Source organism: Pseudomonas trivialis (assembly GCF_001439805.1).
Classification (GTDB): Bacteria; Pseudomonadota; Gammaproteobacteria; order Pseudomonadales; family Pseudomonadaceae; genus Aquipseudomonas; species Aquipseudomonas trivialis.
Genome location: NZ_JYLK01000001.1, coordinates 126,604 through 146,707, shown reverse-complemented (window position 1 = coordinate 146,707; position 20,104 = coordinate 126,604). Strand labels below are relative to the sequence as shown.

Sequence of the window (20,104 nt, the reverse complement as noted above, 5' to 3'; positions counted from 1 at the left end):
CTTGGAGAAGATCTATGAAAACGCAAATCCAGGCCATTCATGCACGTGAAATTCTCGATTCACGCGGCAACCCTACCGTTGAAGTCGACGTCACCTTGGAGTGCGGCGCCATGGGCCGGGCTTCAGTACCGTCCGGTGCCTCTACAGGCGCTCACGAAGCAGTTGAGTTGCGTGACAGAGATACACAGCGGTACTCCGGCAAGGGAGTGTTAAAGGCCGTTAGCAATGTGAATACCGAAATACTTGAGTCTCTGAGGGGCATGAATGCGATTGACCAGGAACAAATTGATCATTTGATGATTAAGCTGGATGGAACCTCTGATAAATCCAGGCTTGGAGGAAACGCGATATTGGGCGTGAGCCTCGCCATTGCCAGAGCGGCGGCTTCTGCGCTGAACTTGCCCTTGTTCCAATATCTGGGCGGCGAACAAGTAGCAAGAATGCCCGTCCCGATGTTCAATATTCTCAATGGAGGTGTCCACGCCAACTGGCAAGGCCCTGACTTTCAGGAATTCATGATTGCACCTACAGGGGCTGGCAGTTTCAAGGAAGCCTTGCGATGGGGCGCCGAGGTGTACCACGAGCTGAAAGCGGTGCTTAAGGACGTCGGCTATTCAACAGCGGTCGGAGATGAGGGCGGCTTTGCGCCGGCACTCAAGAAAAACTCAGACGCCATTGAGCTGATCATCAAGGCAATCGAAAGGGCTGGTTACGCCTCTGGATCTCAGATCGAGATCGCTATCGATCCAGCATCCAGCGGCTTCTATGAAAACGGGCTTTACCATCTGCGCTCTGAGGGTCGTAAGGTCGATGCTCAAGAGCTGATTAGTCTCTATTCCTCCTGGGTCGACAAGTATCCGATTGCGGTACTGGAAGATGGCCTCGCGGAAGACGATTGGTCAGGCTGGAAGCTATTGAATGCTGCTCTGGGTGGCCGGATCGAGTTGGTTGGAGATGACCTATTTGTCACCAATGTCGAACGGATTCAGCGAGGCATCACAGAAAACGTCGCCAATGCCGTATTGATCAAACCTAATCAAATCGGAACGCTGACTGAGACCAAAGCCGCCATCGAAATGGCCTATGGGGCAAATTGGGGGGCGATGGTTTCTCATCGTAGCGGGGAGACGGTGGACAGCTCCATCGCTGATCTGACTGTCGCGATGGGGACTGGCCATCTCAAGACAGGAGCTCCATGCCGGGGGGAGCGGGTCGAGAAATACAATCAGTTTCTGCGAATAGAAGAGCATCTTGGCAGCCGTGCGTTTTATGCAGGACATGATGCATTCGTGCGCTGACGGCCTATCGCCGGTAAACCTGTTGGACTGGTTACCGTAAAAAAACGAACCACGTATAGCTGTTGGCAAAAATGTCAGTGGCACTGGCCTTTCCTAGACGCTTGGAGATATGAGCATGAGCTACACGGATATTCCAGCTGGTAACGCGATCCCCGATGACTTCTTCACCGTTATCGAGATTCCTGCAAACCACTCGCCGATCAAGTACGAGGTGGACAAGCCAAGTGGACAGATCTTCGTTGATCGCTTCCTCAGCACGCCGATGTTCTACCCGGCTAACTACGGGTTCATTCCAAATACCTTGAGCGATGACGGCGATCCTTTGGACGTCATCGTGATTTGCCCTTACCCGGTATCACCTGGCGTTGTCATCCGCAGTCGCCCAGTAGGTGTGATGTACATGACGGACGAAGCTGGTGCGGATGCCAAGGTAATCGCAGTGCCTCATGAAAAACTCAGCTCTATGTACAGCAATGTAAAGGAATGCTCTGACCTCCCAGCATTACTCCTCGCACAGATTCAGCACTTCTTCGAAAACTACAAAGCGTTAGAGCCGGGTAAGTGGGTGAAAATGGGCCGCTGGGGGAGCGCAGACGAAGCGCGGGAAGATATTCGTAAATCGGTAGCGGCCTATAACCTGAAGAAGGAGGCTTCCAAGTAGTGTTACTCAATCAGAAGAGCGCAGAGCAGGAAATTTCTCTGAAGGTAAGAGAAGACTTTTTGCTGCTGCCGAAAACTGCTGAATTGACGCGCTGGGTAATGGCCCAGTCCACGGGCGAAAGAACATTACCGTATTTCGATCCACTGGATGGCGGCGTCTTCGCAAGGGTATTGATCTTGTTGGAATCGCCCGCTCGAACGGTCAGTCTTCCACGGTATGTCTCAAGAGACAATCCGGGGCCTGCACAACGCAACCTGAAAGGTTTCATTGAGCAGGTTGGACTGGCACGTCACAAAACCGTCCTTTGGAATTTGTACCCTTGGTTACCAGATCTCGATAAGCCCAAGGGTCCGCTCCGCAGAGCGCAAATTGAGGAAGGTATCGAGATGCTGATCACGCTACTGACGCTTTTCCCTGATCTCGTCACTATCGTGTTTGCCGGACGTGTTGCCCAGAAAGCCATACCGCGTGTTCGGCTCGCCTTCCCTAATTTTTCATTGCTGGAAATGCCACACCCAAGTCCCCTTTCTGTTTGCACTCACCCGAATGTTAGGCAGCGCATTTTGTCCACACTGCGTCACGCCAAACAGTCGATCAAGTAGCCAAAGGCTCAGGTTTTGCTCGCCTTGCTCAGCGAGTGGATACACGGCGAGACGAACAAGTTGCCGCGATAGGCACCAGCCAGGGTTTTAGCCGCGACGATCATCCACATGACAGTCAGCATCAACACCAGCACCACGCCAAAGAAGCTAAAGAACGTGAGGTGCAGCATAGAGCCCAATTTGAGGGTTGTTACAGCGTACACTCCCAGCGGAAAGGTGAAGCCCCACCAGCCGAGGTTGAAGGGAATGCCCTCCCTGAAGTAGCGCCCGGTAATTAGCAGCGCCAATACCATCCACCACAATCCCAGCCCCCAGAACAGCACACCACCGATCAAGCCAATGCCCTCGGCTACGCCGCCGATGCTTGCCATTCCATGAGCAGCAAAGATTGCTGGAGCATCGTTGCCCAGCAGCAACATCCCCAAAGCCCCGGTACCGATCGGCCCTAAAGACAGCCAGCTCGATGCTGCCATGCTTTCATGAGGTAGTTTGTGCAGCGCCATGCGCAGTAACAGGATCACCAGTATGCTCAAGGCGACGGGCACCGAGTAGGCCCACAGCACGTAGCTGGTGATGAGCATGGTGAACTGTGCGCTCGCATCAGCGAGGTGCGGAGCCAATAGACCGCCACTGGCGGCAGCCACCTCAGCCGCAACTACTGGCAGCAGCCATACTGCTGTCATCTGATCAATGCTGTGCTGCTGGCGAGTAAACATCATATACGGGATCAGCACCCCGCAGGCCAATGCCATGGTGACATCGATCCACCACAACACTTCCGCTAAAGCGACTACCCCACCCCCCCAGCGTGGCAAACCATAAAGGAGAAAACCGTTGATGATGGTCGCCAATCCCATGGGGATAGTTCCAAAAAACATCGATACAGTGGAGTGGCCGAAGATCTGTTTGGCCTCGTCGAAGAACAATACCCAACGGCTCGCGTACATCAGCGTAAACAGGCAAAACAGCACGATATTAAAAAACCACAAGGCTTCCCCTAACGCTTTGGGCCACTGCGCAACAAAGGGCAGTTGGCCCAGAGCCAGCGCCAGAATCCCGGTGCCCATCGTGGCGGCGAACCAGTTGGGTGTGAACTGCCGGATCGCTTCTCGTGGATTGGACAAAGCCGCCAGTGGATGGCTGCCGCCCATTATAGCTGCGAGTCGTGTCTCACTCATTTTCGCGCTCCCGCTTCAGTGTGCCTTCAATATGACATGGTTGAAGTATAGCTTGATGGGCATAGCGGTAAAAACGGATAGTATAGGTTTATATTACCTATTAAGAAGGTAGATTACTTGAAGCTAAGCCTACGCCAGCTACAAATTTTCTGCGCCGTCGCGCAGCACGGTAGCACCACCAGCGCCGCCATTTCGGTATCACTGTCCCAATCTGCAACCAGCGCCGCACTGAACGAGTTGGAAAGCGCCTTGGATACCAGGCTGTTCGACCGTGTAGGCAAGCGTTTAGTGCTGAACGATAACGGCCATGCCTTACTGCCTCAAGCCAGAAGGATGCTTGAGAATGCACAACAGATAGAGGCCAGTTTCTTACCCGGCCATGCCGGGCTGAAGACACGCTTGCGGGTAGGATGCAGTACCACGATAGGCAATTATGTTCTGCCATTAATTCTCGGTGAGCTACGTCAATCAACACCACATTTGAGGGTCGATGTCGACATGGCCAACAGCATGGCTATCGCAAGAAGAGTCGCTGATTTCGAGATTGATATGGGCCTGATCGAGGGGCCTTGCCACCTGCCCGAACTCAGTGCCGAGCCTTGGCTTATTGATGAGTTGCTTATTGTCGCAGGCCAACGGCACCCCTTGGCACTAAAGCAGCAGGTCACACTTGATGATCTTCGTACCGCTGAATGGCTACTGCGCGAGCCAGGTTCTGGTACCCGTGAAGAAGTCGAACAATTGCTGCTGCGTCATTTGCACGATCTCGCCGAAACGCGCCAGATCGGCAGTTCGGAGGCCATCAAGCATACCCTCGCACAAGGCATCGGCATCAGTTGCCTGTCCCGCTGGGTCGTTCGGGATCTACTGGCCTCTGAAGTTCTGGTTGAACTGCCGCACGCGTTGCCTGCACTGACCCGACGTTTTTTTCTGATCCGCCACCGGGACAAATACATCTCGCCTGGGCTTGAGCGATTCTGGGAAAACTGCAGTCAATTCGTGAGCCAGGAATAGCTAGACCTATTTATAAAACAGGTAAGAGCTACCAAAACAAGTTGTTTGCGGAATTTATCAACGACGCATAAAGTCAACTCATTGCCTTGCAGCGATGAACGAGTTGTATATGCCAAGGCGCGACTGGATGCCTTGCTTACCCTATGAGGAAACTCTGATGAATGTGATAAAGAAAACCGTCACAGCCCTGACGTTGGGTGTTGCGTTGGCCGCATCGATGAGCGCGTGGGCCGCGCAAGATCGCTGGACGTTTGACGGCGATATTCACAACAACTCGCTGGCCGTCAGCCCTGATGAAACGACGGCGGTGGTCTCTTACAGTCAGCGTCCAGATGTAGTGGTTTATGATTTGAAAACCGGTAAGGTTCGCCAGGTTCTCACCGGCTACGTCACGCCGCGAAATATTGTGTTTTCGCCAACTGGCGATGTGTTCTACCTCTCCGACAGCAGTTTGGGGGTCGTGCGCAAGATTGACACCAAGACTTTAAAAGTGATCGCAGATATTCCGTTGGGTGCAGGTGCTTTTGGTACCACACTCAGCAAGGACGGAAGCCTGCTCTACGTCAACAATGAAGCGGCCAGCACGCTGTCGGTCATTGACCTTGATCACCAGCGGCCAGTAGCTGTGGTACCTGGCTTCTCCCAACCGCGCCAGGGCATCCGAGTAAGCCCTGACGGCAAAACCGTCTATGTCACCAACTTTCTTGGGGACAAAATTACCTTGGTCGACAGCAAGACCAATACGATTGAAGGTGAGATCACTGGCTTCAACAAGTTGCGCGCCATCTCCATATCGGCGGACGGCAATACGCTGTACGCGGCTAACAGCGGCAGTAACAGCATCGCAGTTGTCGACACTCAAAAACGCGCCATCACAACCACCGTCATGGTTGGCAAAGACCCCTACGGCGCAGCCCTCACTCCAGACGGGCTGCACGTCTACTCGGGTAACCTCGGTGACAACAGCCTTTCAGTGATCGACACCAAAACGCTGAAAGTGACCACCACTGTGACCGGTTTGAAGGCACCCCGCCAGGCCATTGTCTTCACCAAAGACAAGTCGAAGGCGTATGTCCTCAATGAGGACTTGAGTATCTCCACAGTCAATCTCGCCAGCAACAAGGTGGTGTCGACGCTCAAGGCCGACTGATTGAACAGCGCAGGCCTTCATGGGGGCCTGCTGATACTCCACGACCAAGTGAATAATAATGAGTGAAAATGATGAGTCCTGGATGATGGATCGCCGTCGCTCATTGAGATGAGCCAATGATGCTTGACCGTGAGCGTCGCTTTGCTCAATTGAGGAAGGCACAGGGTCGGGGGGGGGGGAGCCCAGCATTCCAGCAAAAAATGATATCGGGACGTTTTTTCTACGGAATCGAATTAACCTGTTTGTGGCTCGTCTATTGTCTGATCGCTTGCCGTTTCAAAAGCAGGTGGGTCTTCTAAAAATTAAAAATGACCAAAGGAAATACATATGTTCAAAAAGATGATTCTCACCGTCGCTGTTGCCGCCAACTGCATGTCGGGTTTGGCGCTCGCCGATGCGCCAGTCAAGCTTGCTGAAACGGACAAGGGAAAAGTACTCGTAGACGCGAAAGGTATGACTCTTTATACCTTCGGTAAGGACACCTCGGGCAAGTCGGTCTGCAATGGGCCATGCGCTTCAAACTGGCCACCTTTACCGGTATCCGCAGACGCGAAAGCGGGTCATGATTACTCTGTCGTCACTCGAGACGATGGCACAAAACAATGGGCATACAAAGGCATGCCACTTTACAGCTGGGTCAAAGATACCAAGCCAGGGGATACAACCGGTGACGGCGTCAACCAAGTCTGGCACGTTGCCAAGCCGTAACGTCAGATAATTAATAGGCTGGCTTACGCCACTGGCTTTGTCAGTGGCGCAAACCAGAAGAATACACACCTGATATTTTCGCCAACATACAGCCGCCGCGCCTCATAAATCTTTGATGGATCATTTCAACGAAAAATGAGGCCGAGGTACGGTACACCTTGGACGTATTCCCGTAACGCCAGCCTGGGGTATGAAGCATCCAGAAACTAAGCCGCATCTACACAACCCACCTGGATCACCTCTGGACTGTTGAACTCCAATAGGGGCTAGCAGCGGGACTGGGATTTATTACGGTTTCAACCCACAGATCTGATTAGGTAGGATGATCCAAGGAGCATAGCAAAAAACTTAATTCCGTTAAGGAAAAATTACTTAAAAAATCTGATTTAGTTGTATTTGACCACCTGCTTGCATTCAACTTGACCAATTGCATTCGTATTCCCCACCTGGATAAGCGTCAGATGCTCTTACGGCCGTTTGCGAATTTTGATTCTTCGCATTGATTCGCCTTTCAGTTCGATGATGTGGGACTTGTGAACGATACGGTATATGCGTCCGGCCAAGTCATCTACCCAGCCCCGAAAAGCCAAGACATGGTGTTCACTTAAATTAAGTGGACACCAGTTCTAGCCTTTTAAGCGGGTATTTCGTGCAACCAACACGCCGTTCCTACTCCAAGTCCTTCAGAGCCCAAGTCATTCAAGAGTGTGCCCAGCCTGGTGCTTCGATTGCCAGCATCGCACTCAGCCATAACCTCGTCCACAAATGGATTCGGCCGCAATCGCAGAAAAGCACAGCGCTGCAACCTGCATTTATTCCATTAGCGATTTCGCCCCCCGGGTTCCAGCGTCTGCAAGGCTCGCTGATTCACTCGACCACTGGGAAAGCTTCCCGAGCTAACCGCATCTATACCGAGGCGAAGGTGTCCAGCACCCAGGCTAGCTAGGATAGGGCCGCATGCCTGAGCAACCAGAAACGGTCGAGTGAGCAACTCCATTCGCAAGTCGTACCCTGCGCACTGAACAACGCAAGAGGCCGCGTGCCACGGGGAGTCTTGAGAATGCCGTTAAAGCTCCGTACAGTGCAATTGTGACGATGTGGCTTCACGCTTTCCCAAATCCTCCATCTACAGCACCACGATAACTCTTGGACTTGCAGCTCAAAATCGAATGCAAACGAGCGGTCAAGTCTGTGCAATGACGCAACTGCCGAGATTGAGTACCCAAGTATTACTGAGTGATGACTTTGAGGGCCTCAAAATGACCATGCCGAATGAACGCACCCAAGCAGTCATCCAAACGGGGGAATTTCTGCTCGAGCTATCCCAAGATTCATCTTTGCCCGAACGGATACGCCGTGACGCCAAATTTCTCCTGCGCCACTATCCAAATCCGTTTCAGATGCTGCTGGCGGGTCGGATCGAAGAAGCGTCAGATCCTGACGTGTCCCCAATGGGTCCGGTTTTCAGCTCTTCTACCGAAAGCAGCTATCACTCCCCGGTCACTTACGCTACAGACGCGAAAGTCCCCAGATGAACGATTGGGATAGAGCTATCGGAGCCCTGGCTGCTGCTCGAAAAGTCGTGTTTTTCACCGGCGCCGGCGTCTCTGCTGCAAGTGGGATTCCAACATTTCGCGACAAGCTCACAGGCTTTTGGGAGAAGCATGCCCCTGAAAAGTTGGAAACAGCACGGGCTTTTCGAGAGAACCCTCAACTGGTCTGGGGATGGTACCTCTGGCGGCGTTCCCAAGCTGGCCAAGCCCAACCAAACGCCGCTCATCTTTCGATTAGCCGACTGGCGAGCACCGGCATACAGGTTTCAGTTATCACTCAGAATATTGATGACCTGCACAAGCGCGCGGGATCTCAAAACGTTGTGCATTTGCACGGCAGCTTGATCAATCCGATCTGCTTTGCCTGCAAGCGTCCGGCTGAACTCACAACTGAACAACTCCAGGTTTCTGCAGAAGGACAATGGGTAGAGCCTCCACGGTGTACCCGGTGCAATGGGAAACTCCGACCCGGAGTTGTGTGGTTTGGAGAGGATCTGCCTTCAGGATGTTGGAAAGCAGCATTGGCTGACGTCAAAAGTTGCGACGTTCTGATCTCCGTCGGGACCTCAGGAATCGTCAGGCCTGCGGCGGATATACCTGAAATCGCGTCGACATCTGGCGCGACGGTCATCCACGTAAACATTGCAGACGTTTGCCTAGGGGCTCCAAACGAGCTGATGCTCATGGGTTCGGCCGAGCAAGTGTTGCCTGCGCTGTTGCTGGCCACACCCTCTTCATAGGACTGACAATGTCTTGGGAGGACAATGGGACCGCTTTCGTAGCGCTTACTTTGTAGGGCCTCTGGGCTTAGGTGGCCCTTTGGACTCTGATAGCAATCGGCTGTACGCATCCTCTAAGCCTTCTCGAGTTTGGGCGGGCAATGCTGGTTTCTTCTCTCGCTTGGGCTTCGAAGGGAGATTGGACGGTGAACCCGGTGGATGGAGCAGCTCGAAAGTCTTGCGCTCCTCGGCTGTAAGGGATGAAACAAAAATCTTCTCGCTCACCCGTAAAGCACGATCGTCCTTGGCAAAGCTCAAGACGTTTGATGGCATCGGCACCGGGAACGGGCAACGAAGGTCAGGCCTGCCCCCGGTTTTGCTCTTATGAACGCTGAGGCGAATTAGCTCCTCGACGTCGTCCCTACTGCTGGAGTAAGCGGCTGAAAGGTATGCCTTGTTGACGTCCTCCAAAGTAATCGTATGGCGACGGGCTGCACGGGCCTCAAGATACGCCACCTTGATCAGTTGAACCGCCAGACGCTTTATACCGAACGTCCAGCGATACAGCTCATGTACCAGGGCACAGGGATCTGCAGATACGCGCCCCCCGCTCACGCGTATGCATTCTAGAACATACTCCTTCCAGGCCTTCGAGTCAGGATGGTCCGGTAGCATCACACGGGGTTCAGAGAGAAGCCGTTGCTTGTCCTCACTGTTCCTTGTCAGCAATTTGTGACCCAGGCTGTAGTTGGCTACATAGATCATCGGAACCCCAAGCCCGGCCATGGTGAGGAGAATATCCGTAACGCGGGCCCCCCCTTGGCCAGTGCTCTGATGCTGCATCTCTTCGAGCATCATTAGTGATACACCATCACGATTAACCCTACGCCGGCACTCCGTCAGTAGCTTTGATGTATTCGCTCTAACTCCTGTCGCGTCGCCACCGAGGAAGTCTTCCAACAGCTGTCTGCCGCCAGCTTTACCCCTCGCGCTGGCGTACCAGTACGAGATTAATATATGAGGTTCGTGGTAATGAGCGGATGCATATGGTGCAGGTCCAGGCATCACCTTCATCAGCGCACTGATAGTTTGGCTCTTCCCAACCCCTGCAAGGCCGGTGAGGCAGATAGGAAAGGCCTCGTTCTCAGGGGGGTGATACAGCCGACGCTGATATTGCTGGTCCGTGGAGAAACTCTCAGCCGAAAAGCTGCGCGCACGATCAACGCTGTCTTTGATGAAGTCCAAAGAAAACTGGTTGGGAAGGAAAATCGTCTTCAGTACCTCTGACAAACGCTCAGCGGCCAATCCAGGACTCAACTCTTCAAGCCCGGTCACCGGATCAGGTTGCACTGTAATCAAACTCCGGATATCAGCCAGCGTGTCCAGCCCGTCAAAGCGCGCAGAAAAGATGTTAGTCATTGCCTTTCCCCATCAACCGCTTCTGGTCGGCGGCATCACGTTCAGACGCTCCTCCCTTCGCAGGACGCCCAAGCTTGCGGGTACCACTGTCCCAGGCTTTGCCTGTAGCGTGAAGAAATTGGGCATTGCGATCCTGAAGGATTGCGGGCTGCTCTTCACGAAGCTGCGCATTGCCACGCAGCCGATTCTCATTGAGCACCTGAAGATCCGACAGCGAAATGTCGACGCTGCTGGGATGGACGCTCGCCGGCTTTACAAAGTCCAACTCGTACAAAACGCCTTCTAATTCGATCCAGATATGTCTAACACACATGGTCATCACATAAGCTGTGACCGGTATCTGGCCATTGAGCGCAATGCGGTCAAAAACCGAGGTATCAATCAGCTTCGATGAATTGTACTTACGACCATAAAAATAAACCCCACTCCTTTTGATGTGCGCCGGATGAGGTGTCAGGAATTCTCTCACGGCGTAGTCAAAAGTTACCTCCGTGCCGGAATCGTAACCAAGATCACTGTAGAACTTGTAAATGTTATGTGGGGTGGGGCTGAAGCCCACATCTAGCATCTCAGGTGTCATCTTCCCTTCAGCATCTGAAGCATGGTTATCGTAAATAGCTTGTAGAATATGCCGCTTGCATATCTCCACAAAGTTGAGCGAGCTATGAAAGTGTGTTGGCTGATCATTGTCGGACTTAGTCCGAGGATGTGACGATTCAACCGTGGCCTTCGACTGACCCGAGTGGGTAGGAGTCAGCTCAAGTCTGGATAACCAACTCATCATTTCGTCACGGGCCACTGCTTCTGAACGAGTCGGTACGCCCATGGTAGAGCCTGGCCCACGGTCGAAGACGATGTTTTGCGGCAGACCGTAAGTAGGCCAGTCTTCTTTTCTGATAGTCAGGCCGAACAACGACGCAAATTTGACCTTGCTTATGGCCATCGAGAACAGGGCCATGCGGTAAGCTTCCATGGTTTCTTTGTTTTCGGAGAAACCCAAGGCGACGACGGCACCAGACTGGCCACACACCCCTCGAACTATACAGGCCGAATCCATAGCGGATCCTTCGAGCAAGCCAGATATCTTGCCTTTGGGGTTGTAGCCGTCAAACTCAACAACTTGGTTTACATTGACCAAGTCATGGGAAAAGCTCCCAACAAACCCGGACTTAGCTCGAGCCCCACTGGTACCTCTACGTGCTTTCCTATACGCCTTCGTACTTATCGCCTGACCAAGGTAGTAATCGTACTGTCCTTTTGTGGGGAAAGGCTTACCTTCGGGATGATAGAACTTCTTATTTCCTGTCGATGTTGTAAAAGGAACACAACCGAATTCACCGACCAGCACTGCACCAAAGATTTCAGCGTCAGATTTAGTTTTATCGTTGTATTTGATGAACCCGTCCAGGATAGAAGCCTGCATTTCGGCCGTAGCAGGGGATCGGGATTTGCGTCCTGACTTTGGCGGCCTTCCCAACATTTGCCCGTCTGCGTTCTGTTCCCTTTTGCCTCTACCGCAGCGGTCGAACTTGGGCATAAGCGCCCACTTCGAGCGGCCGAACACTAGATAGCTAAAAAACCAAAACCTCAACCGGGCTGCATTCTGAGAAGGTGACTGATTGGCAGCATGAGCGTTGATGATCGATTCGGGATTGTCGTTCGAGAGGATCTCTTCAGCATGATCTACCAACTCCGCTATGGCGAGGTAACGCTTGTTAACCATCTCATCGTAGCTTTTCGTTGCCCTTACCCGATCTTTTTCCAATTGATCCACTGAAATGCCCCGGATGGCCATTAACCAAGGAGGTGTGGCGTCACTACCGCATTCCACAAGATCACCATTGGTCAGGGCCAGATCAAATTCAGGCCGGGAAAGCGTTAGCAAACTCGCAGTGGTGCCCTCTTCATCAAAAAATACAAGGCGTGCCCTGTTTGCCCTGCCGTCACCTGCAAGGAAATAGTATTCGACATCCTTCGTCAGCCCTTTGAATCCTTCAGGTGCTCTCAGCTTAGAACCAGTGATCATTCGGGCAGCCCGGCAAAAAGTGAGCTATAGACCCGCAGAACATCCGGCGCATCCGTCACCAATGGATGATCGATAAGTATCGGGTCAAACAAACTGACCGGTAGTTTGCGCTCCCATATGTCTTTGTAGATCTTCGTCAGAAACAGATCACGCCGCCCCCACCGCTGTCCGTACATCAACGCAACGGACGCTACTGGTCTCCCTTGGGTGACACAGTCTTCGATGTCGTGTGAGAAATCCTCGAGAAGATTTGATTCGAGGCTGATCTCGCGATCATGGTAGCCATACAGAAGATCCAAGTTGGCCACTAGGACTGGGTCCAGCAGATCCCTGGAAACCCTCACAGTCCTGATGCCTGCACTGTGGTAGTAAATCTCTTCCAAGGCGTGCCGTAAGCGAGCTTTCTCGCGGTTTTCTTTCTGTTTCGCCAAGCTCTTCAAACTTCCCCGAGCGACCTCATCAAAATCCATCGCATTCAACTTTACTGTCCAGTTCACGGCATAGGGGTCCGAGCCTTGCGGCTGGATATAGAGAAGCAGATCGCCCAAATAGGGGTGGGGAACCCTCTGGCGCTCACCATCATCGTAGGTCACGACAGCTGTAGCGTGTTTGAGACCGATTTCCTCTGCAACCAATGATGTTCCCTTCACTGGCAGAAGTTTCAGCCCAGCAGCTAAGGGGTTTCCTTGAAGTGGATGAACTTGTGGAATGGGGCTGAGCATTTTCTGCTCATGCAACTCGAACACGTCGGGATTATAAAGAGCGAGTTGTGCGAAGATTCTTTCAGGGGTAGAAAGAAGATGCAGTGCTCGTCCAAGCTTCCTGCTATTAAGGCGGCATATACGAGAGCCCTTGGGCGCTTCACCAGGGACCGCATAAATTCCGGATAAGTAAATATCTCCCCATTTGAAACGGCCTTGTCGGCCTATTATGCGGAGTAACGATTTTTTTAGATCCACTTATGTTATCTACCATCCATTCAATCCTTAGCAGGTGACGAATAACAGTCCACCTACATCGGTTGAATAAGCCATCCAATAGCGCGGGCACGGCGATAGCTACACCACGCGCAGTATACTTTTCTGGAGACGAGCGGAGCCGTGCAGGGCTTGACGCCCTACGCGAGGGGATAGACAATGGATTCGTCAGGAGTCGAAAGCTGACTTATCCTCAAAGGCCCAAGGTCACACTTGGGCCTTTGTCTATCTGGCTCCTGGGTTTTCTATCCAGATTCCATGTTGTGGTTCCTCAAGCTTCAGTAATAGGCACTCAAACTATCTCGTTTGAGATAGCTGCACTTTCATAGCAACCTCGACGTTAATTAGGCAGAATTTGCATCGGTCGTTTGTAATGCATCTTCAGATTCAGTACTGCCTTTAGTAAACGTCAATTAATGATGCATGGTACCGCTGAAAAATGTCGGTTGACAACTGGAATAAAACAGCTAAGTTGCGCCTCCGCCGGCGCTTTTTTACTGACTTCCCAGTATTTTCGGTGCTTGTAGCGCCAAAAACCCACATGCATAGATGACCCGGTAATTAAAAAAATCTGGTAAATCCCCCCAGTTATGGGACCTACGATTCGTGAATAATCGCCTACCTGTTTAGGCGAAATTGATCCGTAGCACGAGTAGCTGGCAGCTAAACTCATTTCCTCTGTTTCCGCTCGGAGGCCACATGAGCGTCACTTCAGGTCAGGAATGGGTGAGAGGGCAATTCCCTCGGCTGGACTGGCTACCCGACGAAACACTATTCAGCCTATGCAGTCGACAGCATCTGGTAATGGGTAACCTGGACCCTGCGACTACATCGACTTCCGTGCTGGGCCTATCTGAGAAATTTATAAAGCATGATATTCCTTGCGGCATAGCAGCTTTAGAACAGAATGGATTTCATTATTGGGGAAACGCTGAATCGATTCTCCTACATCACACAATATTCTCAGTATTTATACCGTTCCAAAATAAAACCAAAATTGAAGATGCAATAATAACTATAAAAGGCGATCGAATTGATTCACTTAAATATCGACTTGGCTTGGTATCAAGTGGTTTTGGCGCTGAACATCCGTTGAAAGCATGTCCGTATTGTATGCGCGAGGATGTGTACGCACATGGTATAGCTTACTGGCACCTCACACACCAATATCCAGGTGTGTTGATCTGTCCACGCCACCAAGCTTGGCTCATGGTATCCACCAAAAGTAGGCGGTGGTCAGGTAGGTTTGAATGGTCGCTACCTACCAAGGACTGCTTGATCCAACAGGCCTCCTCACAGAAGCTGTGGTTACGCCCGGCTTTCCTGAACTTGGCAAACAATGTCATCGATCTTGCGGTCATCGGCAGAGTAATGTCCCTCGAGTCCTGCACCGTCGCTGCGACCTATCGAAAAGCTGTGCTCCAAGGGGGTAGATCTGCATCGCTGCTTGATCGCATAGAGCCGCTTCGCCGCTTTCATCTGTTTGAATCATTGCCGGAAGATGAGAAAAGCACTGAGTCATTTATGAACCAGCTTATCCGTACCCCCCGCAGAAGCATTCATCCTTTGAAGCATCTGCTACTGATTGATTGGCTATTTGATGACCTGCGCTCGTTCCTGAAGGCCTACGACGCTGAAGTCGCCAGATTAGTCCAGCGAGTCGCTAGCACTCCATCGCGAAAACCTGATGAGCAAGTCTCGCTTTCAAACGCTGCGGCTCCAACCAAAAACACTCCAAGGCCCAAACGATTAAAAGGCCAGCTTAAAGAGGTTCTGCTCTCAAAACTGGGCAAGGGCATTCCGAAACAGAAGCTTTGTAAAGAGCTTGATATCTCGGTCTCAACGATCAATAGGTTGTTGCGTGCCAATCCAGTTACCAATGCCCTGGCTATTGAAGCTAGGAACAGCCGGGAACTAGCGGAGCACAGAGCGCAGTGGCAATACCTACACAATTTGCATCCTGAACTGGGGGTCCAGGCTTTGAGAAACACCATTCCTTCTATCTATGCCTGGCTTTATAGAAACGACAAAGCATGGTTGATGGCCAAAGAGCAAACCTTCGTCAAACCGGCCAAAGTGGAAAAACACCCCATTGACTGGGAGGCCCGGGATTCTCGGCTGCTCAGCATGATACGAACGGCGTACGAGGCGATTACTGGACTGCAGCGCGGTCCAGTCACTACAACCGAGCTTTACGCCCGGGTTCCCATGCTCTCGTCTTGCTTGGAAAATCGGAACCGATACCCCGCCTCAAGAGCATTCTTATCCACGGTGCTGCATCGCTCCAAGTCGAAGGTCCTTCACGACCACGTGCAATGCGGTAAGGCCAGCGGATTTCGGTAGCCCCTCACGCTAGCTGAAGAAACGAACGAGGTGTAAGGACATGAGTAAGATTTCGATCCTAGGATTGGCCCTTTCGCGCCCGCCAGCATGCTGGAGCTCAACATACCGTGGCTACGAGTTCAGACGGGTACAAGTCTTGATGCAGGCAAGTCACACCTTAGGAAACCGTAAAAGCGCCGATAGGTGGCTCGGTTCACCAGTACTTGCGCTCAACCGACGCAGCCCTTGCGAGATGCTGACCAAACCTAGCGGGTATCCCGAGGTTCGAGACGTATTGCTCAGAATTGAACACGGAGTCTATATGTGACCTGTTCTGGCTCCCTAGCGGCCTGAGAGAGGAAAAGCGGTGCTCACCGCCAGGGATTGAGCTGTTGATCCTATAGTATGACGGGGATATCGATACTCATGGGAATCACTTTATTGGAGGTTAGTCCTCGTAGCGTACATTTAGAGCGGAAACCTATTTCCGTCTGTAAACACCCGGCGGCGCTTTCTTGACTAGCTCGGGTCGAGGTTGAGGACCTTTTCTTTTTGGTCGCTCAAAACTACAGCAGGGATAATACACTGGCCGCCAATCCCACATCCGTAAAAAGTCCCTAGCAGGGAACGGACAACACCAGACACCAACACCTTGGTCATAGTTTTCTTCAACGAAATGTGTTGACTCTTGATGTCCTGCTATATAAGTAGACCATAATGTCTCCACTGGGCGAACTTCGTCCCCATACGACTTCACGTCAATGACAAAGTCAGCAAATCTTTCATAGACTCCCAATATAGCCTGAATAATAAAATCAGTAGTTTCTCCATGTGGCAGCCTGTTCCTAGACCTGGCCTCTTGGACAATCTCTAGCCGCCGTTTAATTGTATATCCTAGAGGCTGGTTGTATCTGGAGTTCCAAATTTTAAGCTTTAGTTTGTCATTTTGATGGACTTTCTCATCCAAGGCTGCAAGAACTGCCTCCTCAGAGAGGTGATGGGTGGCTGACAGGATCTCTGCAAAGAATTGAGCTTTCTTCAGCTCAAATTGGTCTGCGTTCAACATCACTGAGCTATCTTTAAACTGCTGTCCCTCACAGTTAGCCCACATCACATTCAGATCATGGCCACCATGGCGGAACGGCTTGTCACAGTATGGGCAGCGTTTGACTAACTCTACATTGTGCTCAGCACAGACTTTCAGCTCACAACAGTGAGCACGTCGCCAAAAGGAGAACCCTAAGCGTTCAACATCTTCGGCAACACAAACTGGGCAAAATCCGGCCTGGGTACTATCGGAACTATAGAGATTCGGACGACCTATATATTCGTCCCTAGAGTAGGAAATATCTTGAATATTTTTAAAAATCTCTTTTAACGGATAATCAGTATGCTTATGAAGAATTTTGTTAAAGCCGTAGCAACCAATCCATCCCTGCGTTCCGGCGATTGACAAAATATCCGTGCTTAAGATGCAGTTTTTGGGAAACTTCCGAAAAACCTCCTCGGAAGAATGTTTCCCTTTAATAAAAAGAGTTCTTGCCACAAAGGAACGCACCGTCTCCTCAGGCTGAATAGCTAAGATCATTTGCTCGTCTAAACCTTGAAGTGCGTCCCGAGCACGGTGGCCCGGACAAAGCGTCACCGGCTCCTCAATCGCGGGGGATCGAAGGCGCCAGCGACAGACTTTATTTATTTCCGACAGACTTTATTTCGTAGCTTCACTACGGCCTCCAGGCACGTGGCTTATTACTCCACCGTCACCGACTTGGCCAAGTTACGCGGTTGGTCGACGTCGGTGCCTTTAAGCACGGCCACGTAGTACGACAGCAACTGCAGCGGGATGGTGTAGAGGATCGGCGACAGGGTGTCGTGGATGTGCGGCATGTTGATGACGTGGGTGCCTTCGCCATTGGTCATGCCGGCTTTTTCGTCGGCGAACACGATCAGTTGGCCGCCACGGGCACGTACTTCCTGCAGGTTGGATTTGAGCTTTTCCAGCAGTTCGTTGTTCGGCGCGACGGTGACCACCGGCATGTCGTCATCCACCAGCGCCAGCGGGCCGTGCTTCAGCTCGCCGGCTGGGTAGGCTTCGGCGTGGATGTAGGAGATTTCCTTGAGCTTGAGGGAGCCTTCCATCGCCACCGGGTATTGCGCGCCACGGCCGAGGAACAGGGTGTGGTTTTTGTCGGCAAACAGCTCGGCAACTTTTTCCACGGTGCTGTCCATCGCGAGGGCTTCGCCCAGGCGGGTCGGCAGGCGGCGCAGTTCCTCCACCAGCGTGGCTTCGATGCCTTGGGCGAGGGTGCCGCGCACCTGGCCCAGGGACAGGGTCAGCAGCAGCAGGCCGACCAGTTGGGTGGTGAACGCCTTGGTGGAGGCTACGCCGATTTCGCGACCGGCCTGGGTCAGCAGGGTGAGGTCGGATTCACGCACCAGGGAGCTGATGCTGACGTTGCAGATCGCCAGGCTGGCGAGGAAGCCCAGCTCTTTGGCGTTGCGCAGGGCGGCCAGGGTATCGGCAGTTTCGCCGGACTGGGAGATGGTCACGAACAGGGTGTCGGGCTGCACCACCACCTTGCGGTAGCGGAACTCGCTGGCGACTTCGACCTGGCACGGGATGCCGGCCAGTTCTTCCAGCCAGTAACGCGCAACCATGCCGGCGTGGTAGCTGGTGCCGCAGGCGACGATCTGCACGTTGCGCACCTTGGCGAACAACTCGGAGGCTTGCGGGCCGAAGGCGTTGACCAGCACCTGATTCTGGCTGAGGCGACCTTCGAGGGTGCGTTGCACCACGGAAGGCTGCTCGTGGATTTCCTTGAGCATGAAGTGGCGGAATTCGCCCTTGTCGGCGGCTTCGGCGCCGTCGCGGTATTGCACGGCTTCGCGCTCGACAGAGTTGCCGTCCACGTCCCAGATCGCCACGCTTTCACGGCGGATGTCGGCGATATCGCCTTCTTCCAGGTACATGAAGCGGTCGGTAACCTGACGCAGGGCCAGTTGGTCGGAGGCGAGGAAGTTCTCGCCCAGGCCCAGGCCGATTACCAGCGGGCTACCGCTGCGGGCGGCGACCACGCGGTCGGGTTGGCTGGCGCTGATCACCGCCAGGCCGTAGGCGCCATGCAGTTCCTTGACCGTGGCCTTGAGGGCGGTGGTCAGGTCGCTGTGGTCCTTGAGCTTATGATTGAGCAGGTGGGCGATGACTTCGGTGTCGGTGTCCGAGGTGAACACGTAGCCCAGGCCCTTGAGCTGTTCGCGCAGGGCTTCGTGGTTCTCGATGATGCCGTTGTGCACCACAGCGAGGTCGCCGGAGAAATGCGGGTGGGCGTTGCGCTCGCACGGCGCGCCGTGGGTGGCCCAACGGGTGTGGGCGATGCCCAGACGGCCGACCAGCGGCTCACCGGCCAGGGCCTGATCCAATTCACTGACCTTGCCCGGCCGGCGCATGCGCTCCAGCTTGCCGCCGTTGGTGAAAACAGCCACACCGGCGCTGTCATAGCCGCGGTACTCGAGGCGCTTGAGGCCTTCGATAAGGATGGCGGTAACGTTACGTTCGGCGACGGCGCCTACAATTCCACACATGGTATTTCTCCTAGATGATGGCCGCGCATATCAGCGTGATGCCGCGGGCTTGTATCTGGTCGCGGGCCTCAAGCGGCAGGCGATCATCGGTGATCAGGGTATGGACGCTGCTCCAGGGCAGTTCCAGGTTGGGAATCTTGCGGCCGATCTTGTCGGACTCGACCATTACCACCACTTCCCGGGCGACCTCGGCCATTACCCGGCTCAGGCCCAGCAGCTCGTTGAAAGTGGTGGTGCCGCGCTCCAGATCGATGCCGTCGGCACCGATGAACAACTGGTCAAAGTCATAGGAGCGCAACACGTGCTCGGCGACCTGGCCCTGGAACGAGTCCGAGTGGGGGTCCCAGGTGCCGCCAGTCATCAACAGCACCGGTTCGTGTTCCAGTTCGCTCAAGGCGCGGGCGACATGCAGGGAGTTGGTCATCACCACCAGGCCCGGCTGGTGACCCAGCTCGGGGATCATCGCGGCCGTGGTGCTGCCGCTGTCGATGATGATGCGGGCGTGTTCGCGTAAACGCATCACGGCGGCCCGCGCGATAGCGCGTTTGTGGGCCGAGATGGGTTGGGCTGCATCGCCGACCAGTTCCTGGGGCATGGTGATTGCGCCACCGTAGCGGCGCAGCAGCAAGCCGTTACTTTCGAGGGCGGCGAGGTCCTTGCGGATGGTGACTTCCGACGTTTCGAAACGCTTGGCCAACTCGTCCACGCTGACTTCGCCCTGTTCATTGAGCAAGGTCAGAATGTTGTGGCGACGTTGAGGGGTATTTCGTTTCGACATGGTGATGATAAGTTTCGTTTCGAAAGATAACGAAGGCAATCAAAACCTATTGGTGAAAGTTCGTCAAGTGCATTTTTGAATGCGACGACGAGACAATTGTGGGAGGGGGCTTGCTCC

The 20,104-nt window shown here is 53.2% G+C and carries 18 protein-coding genes; 11 read left to right on the top strand and 7 right to left on the bottom strand.

The window, feature by feature from the left end:
• Window positions 1–14 precede the first annotated feature (14 nt).
• From eno to TU79_RS00660, 3 genes are all read left to right on the top strand, one after another.
• Window positions 15–1,298 (top strand): phosphopyruvate hydratase, encoded by a 1,284-nt coding sequence (gene eno / locus TU79_RS00670; protein ID WP_057006253.1) that lies wholly within the window; start codon window positions 15–17, stop codon window positions 1,296–1,298.
• Window positions 1,299–1,413: 115 nt separating this feature from the next.
• On the top strand, window positions 1,414–1,959 hold the full coding sequence (gene ppa / locus TU79_RS00665) for an inorganic diphosphatase (RefSeq protein WP_057006252.1): 546 nt from the start codon (window positions 1,414–1,416) through the stop codon (window positions 1,957–1,959).
• Window positions 1,959–2,561 (top strand): uracil-DNA glycosylase, encoded by a 603-nt coding sequence (locus TU79_RS00660; protein ID WP_003317532.1) that lies wholly within the window; start codon window positions 1,959–1,961, stop codon window positions 2,559–2,561. Before ppa ends, TU79_RS00660 begins: the two co-directional genes overlap by 1 nt.
• An 8-nt stretch (window positions 2,562–2,569) precedes the next feature.
• Here the strand turns inward: TU79_RS00660 and TU79_RS00655 are convergent, their stop codons facing one another.
• The gene (locus TU79_RS00655; RefSeq protein ID WP_010428856.1) at window positions 2,570–3,739 is read right to left on the bottom strand and encodes a TDT family transporter; all 1,170 of its coding nucleotides are present in this window, start codon (window positions 3,737–3,739) and stop codon (window positions 2,570–2,572) included.
• A gap of 117 nt (window positions 3,740–3,856) precedes the next feature.
• Here TU79_RS00655 and TU79_RS00650 point away from each other — a divergent pair, with 117 nt between their 5' ends.
• The 6 genes from TU79_RS00650 (at window position 3,857) to TU79_RS24920 (ending at window position 8,904) form a co-directional block, all read left to right on the top strand.
• The gene (locus TU79_RS00650) at window positions 3,857–4,753 is read left to right on the top strand and encodes a LysR family transcriptional regulator (RefSeq protein ID WP_017709553.1); all 897 of its coding nucleotides are present in this window, start codon (window positions 3,857–3,859) and stop codon (window positions 4,751–4,753) included.
• A gap of 157 nt (window positions 4,754–4,910) precedes the next feature.
• Window positions 4,911–5,903: a YncE family protein gene (locus TU79_RS00645; protein WP_057006251.1), complete on the top strand. Its 993-nt coding sequence runs from the start codon at window positions 4,911–4,913 to the stop codon at window positions 5,901–5,903.
• A gap of 327 nt (window positions 5,904–6,230) precedes the next feature.
• Window positions 6,231–6,611 carry a COG4315 family predicted lipoprotein gene (locus TU79_RS00635; RefSeq protein ID WP_053481456.1) on the top strand — a complete coding sequence of 127 codons (381 nt, stop codon included), beginning with the start codon at window positions 6,231–6,233 and terminating at the stop codon, window positions 6,609–6,611.
• Between the two features lie 613 nt (window positions 6,612–7,224).
• Window positions 7,225–7,557 carry a transposase gene (locus TU79_RS26815; protein ID WP_122334530.1) on the top strand — a complete coding sequence of 111 codons (333 nt, stop codon included), beginning with the start codon at window positions 7,225–7,227 and terminating at the stop codon, window positions 7,555–7,557.
• Between the two features lie 250 nt (window positions 7,558–7,807).
• A complete protein-coding gene (locus TU79_RS00630; protein ID WP_282955812.1) occupies window positions 7,808–8,146 on the top strand; it encodes a BPSL0761 family protein in 339 nt (112 codons plus the stop codon).
• Window positions 8,143–8,904 (top strand): SIR2 family NAD-dependent protein deacylase, encoded by a 762-nt coding sequence (locus tag TU79_RS24920; protein ID WP_082638307.1) that lies wholly within the window; start codon window positions 8,143–8,145, stop codon window positions 8,902–8,904. The genes TU79_RS00630 and TU79_RS24920 overlap by 4 nt, the downstream gene beginning before the upstream one ends.
• Before the next feature lie 45 nt (window positions 8,905–8,949).
• On the opposite strand, the gene TU79_RS00625 is transcribed toward TU79_RS24920, so the two are convergent.
• The 3 genes from TU79_RS00625 to TU79_RS00615 are packed head-to-tail and all read right to left on the bottom strand — an operon-like array spanning window position 8,950 to window position 13,050.
• A complete protein-coding gene (locus TU79_RS00625) occupies window positions 8,950–10,302 on the bottom strand; it encodes a hypothetical protein (RefSeq protein ID WP_057006250.1) in 1,353 nt (450 codons plus the stop codon).
• Entirely contained in the window at window positions 10,295–12,328 is a 2,034-nt protein-coding gene (locus TU79_RS00620; protein ID WP_057006249.1) for a hypothetical protein, read from the bottom strand. Before TU79_RS00620 ends, TU79_RS00625 begins: the two co-directional genes overlap by 8 nt.
• Entirely contained in the window at window positions 12,325–13,050 is a 726-nt protein-coding gene (locus TU79_RS00615; protein WP_224791158.1) for a PDDEXK family nuclease, read from the bottom strand. Before TU79_RS00615 ends, TU79_RS00620 begins: the two co-directional genes overlap by 4 nt.
• Before the next feature lie 954 nt (window positions 13,051–14,004).
• On the opposite strand from TU79_RS00615, the gene TU79_RS00605 reads away from it, so the two are divergent.
• Complete coding sequence (locus TU79_RS00605) at window positions 14,005–15,648, top strand: TnsD family Tn7-like transposition protein (protein ID WP_082638305.1); 1,644 nt, start codon at window positions 14,005–14,007, stop codon at window positions 15,646–15,648.
• Window positions 15,649–15,688: 40 nt separating this feature from the next.
• Window positions 15,689–15,955: an antitoxin Xre/MbcA/ParS toxin-binding domain-containing protein gene (locus TU79_RS26770; RefSeq protein WP_081002946.1), complete on the top strand. Its 267-nt coding sequence runs from the start codon at window positions 15,689–15,691 to the stop codon at window positions 15,953–15,955.
• Between the two features lie 153 nt (window positions 15,956–16,108).
• On the opposite strand, the gene TU79_RS24910 is transcribed toward TU79_RS26770, so the two are convergent.
• From TU79_RS24910 to TU79_RS00595, 3 genes are all read right to left on the bottom strand, one after another.
• The gene (locus TU79_RS24910) at window positions 16,109–17,215 is read right to left on the bottom strand and encodes a TniQ family protein (RefSeq protein WP_053481462.1); all 1,107 of its coding nucleotides are present in this window, start codon (window positions 17,213–17,215) and stop codon (window positions 16,109–16,111) included.
• A 161-nt stretch (window positions 17,216–17,376) separates the two neighbouring features.
• Window positions 17,377–19,209: a glutamine--fructose-6-phosphate transaminase (isomerizing) gene (gene glmS, locus TU79_RS00600; protein WP_057006248.1), complete on the bottom strand. Its 1,833-nt coding sequence runs from the start codon at window positions 19,207–19,209 to the stop codon at window positions 17,377–17,379.
• A 10-nt stretch (window positions 19,210–19,219) separates the two neighbouring features.
• A complete protein-coding gene (locus TU79_RS00595; RefSeq protein ID WP_057006247.1) occupies window positions 19,220–19,987 on the bottom strand; it encodes a DeoR/GlpR family DNA-binding transcription regulator in 768 nt (255 codons plus the stop codon).
• Between the last annotated feature and the right edge of the window lie 117 nt (window positions 19,988–20,104).

Coding starts and splice junctions, on each gene's coding strand:
- TU79_RS00630 (WP_282955812.1), top strand. CDS start 7,808: ATGACGCAACTGCCGAGATTGAGTACCCAAGTATTACTGAGTGATGAC.
- TU79_RS00645 (WP_057006251.1), top strand. CDS start 4,911: ATGAATGTGATAAAGAAAACCGTCACAGCCCTGACGTTGGGTGTTGCG.
- TU79_RS00620 (WP_057006249.1), bottom strand. CDS start 12,328: ATGATCACTGGTTCTAAGCTGAGAGCACCTGAAGGATTCAAAGGGCTG.
- TU79_RS00605 (WP_082638305.1), top strand. CDS start 14,005: ATGAGCGTCACTTCAGGTCAGGAATGGGTGAGAGGGCAATTCCCTCGG.
- TU79_RS00615 (WP_224791158.1), bottom strand. CDS start 13,050: ATGCTCAGCCCCATTCCACAAGTTCATCCACTTCAAGGAAACCCCTTA.
- ppa (WP_057006252.1), top strand. CDS start 1,414: ATGAGCTACACGGATATTCCAGCTGGTAACGCGATCCCCGATGACTTC.
- TU79_RS00625 (WP_057006250.1), bottom strand. CDS start 10,302: ATGACTAACATCTTTTCTGCGCGCTTTGACGGGCTGGACACGCTGGCT.
- TU79_RS26770 (WP_081002946.1), top strand. CDS start 15,689: ATGAGTAAGATTTCGATCCTAGGATTGGCCCTTTCGCGCCCGCCAGCA.
- TU79_RS24910 (WP_053481462.1), bottom strand. CDS start 17,215: ATGATCTTAGCTATTCAGCCTGAGGAGACGGTGCGTTCCTTTGTGGCA.
- TU79_RS00595 (WP_057006247.1), bottom strand. CDS start 19,987: ATGTCGAAACGAAATACCCCTCAACGTCGCCACAACATTCTGACCTTG.
- TU79_RS00635 (WP_053481456.1), top strand. CDS start 6,231: ATGTTCAAAAAGATGATTCTCACCGTCGCTGTTGCCGCCAACTGCATG.
- TU79_RS24920 (WP_082638307.1), top strand. CDS start 8,143: ATGAACGATTGGGATAGAGCTATCGGAGCCCTGGCTGCTGCTCGAAAA.
- eno (WP_057006253.1), top strand. CDS start 15: ATGAAAACGCAAATCCAGGCCATTCATGCACGTGAAATTCTCGATTCA.
- glmS (WP_057006248.1), bottom strand. CDS start 19,209: ATGTGTGGAATTGTAGGCGCCGTCGCCGAACGTAACGTTACCGCCATC.
- TU79_RS00655 (WP_010428856.1), bottom strand. CDS start 3,739: ATGAGTGAGACACGACTCGCAGCTATAATGGGCGGCAGCCATCCACTG.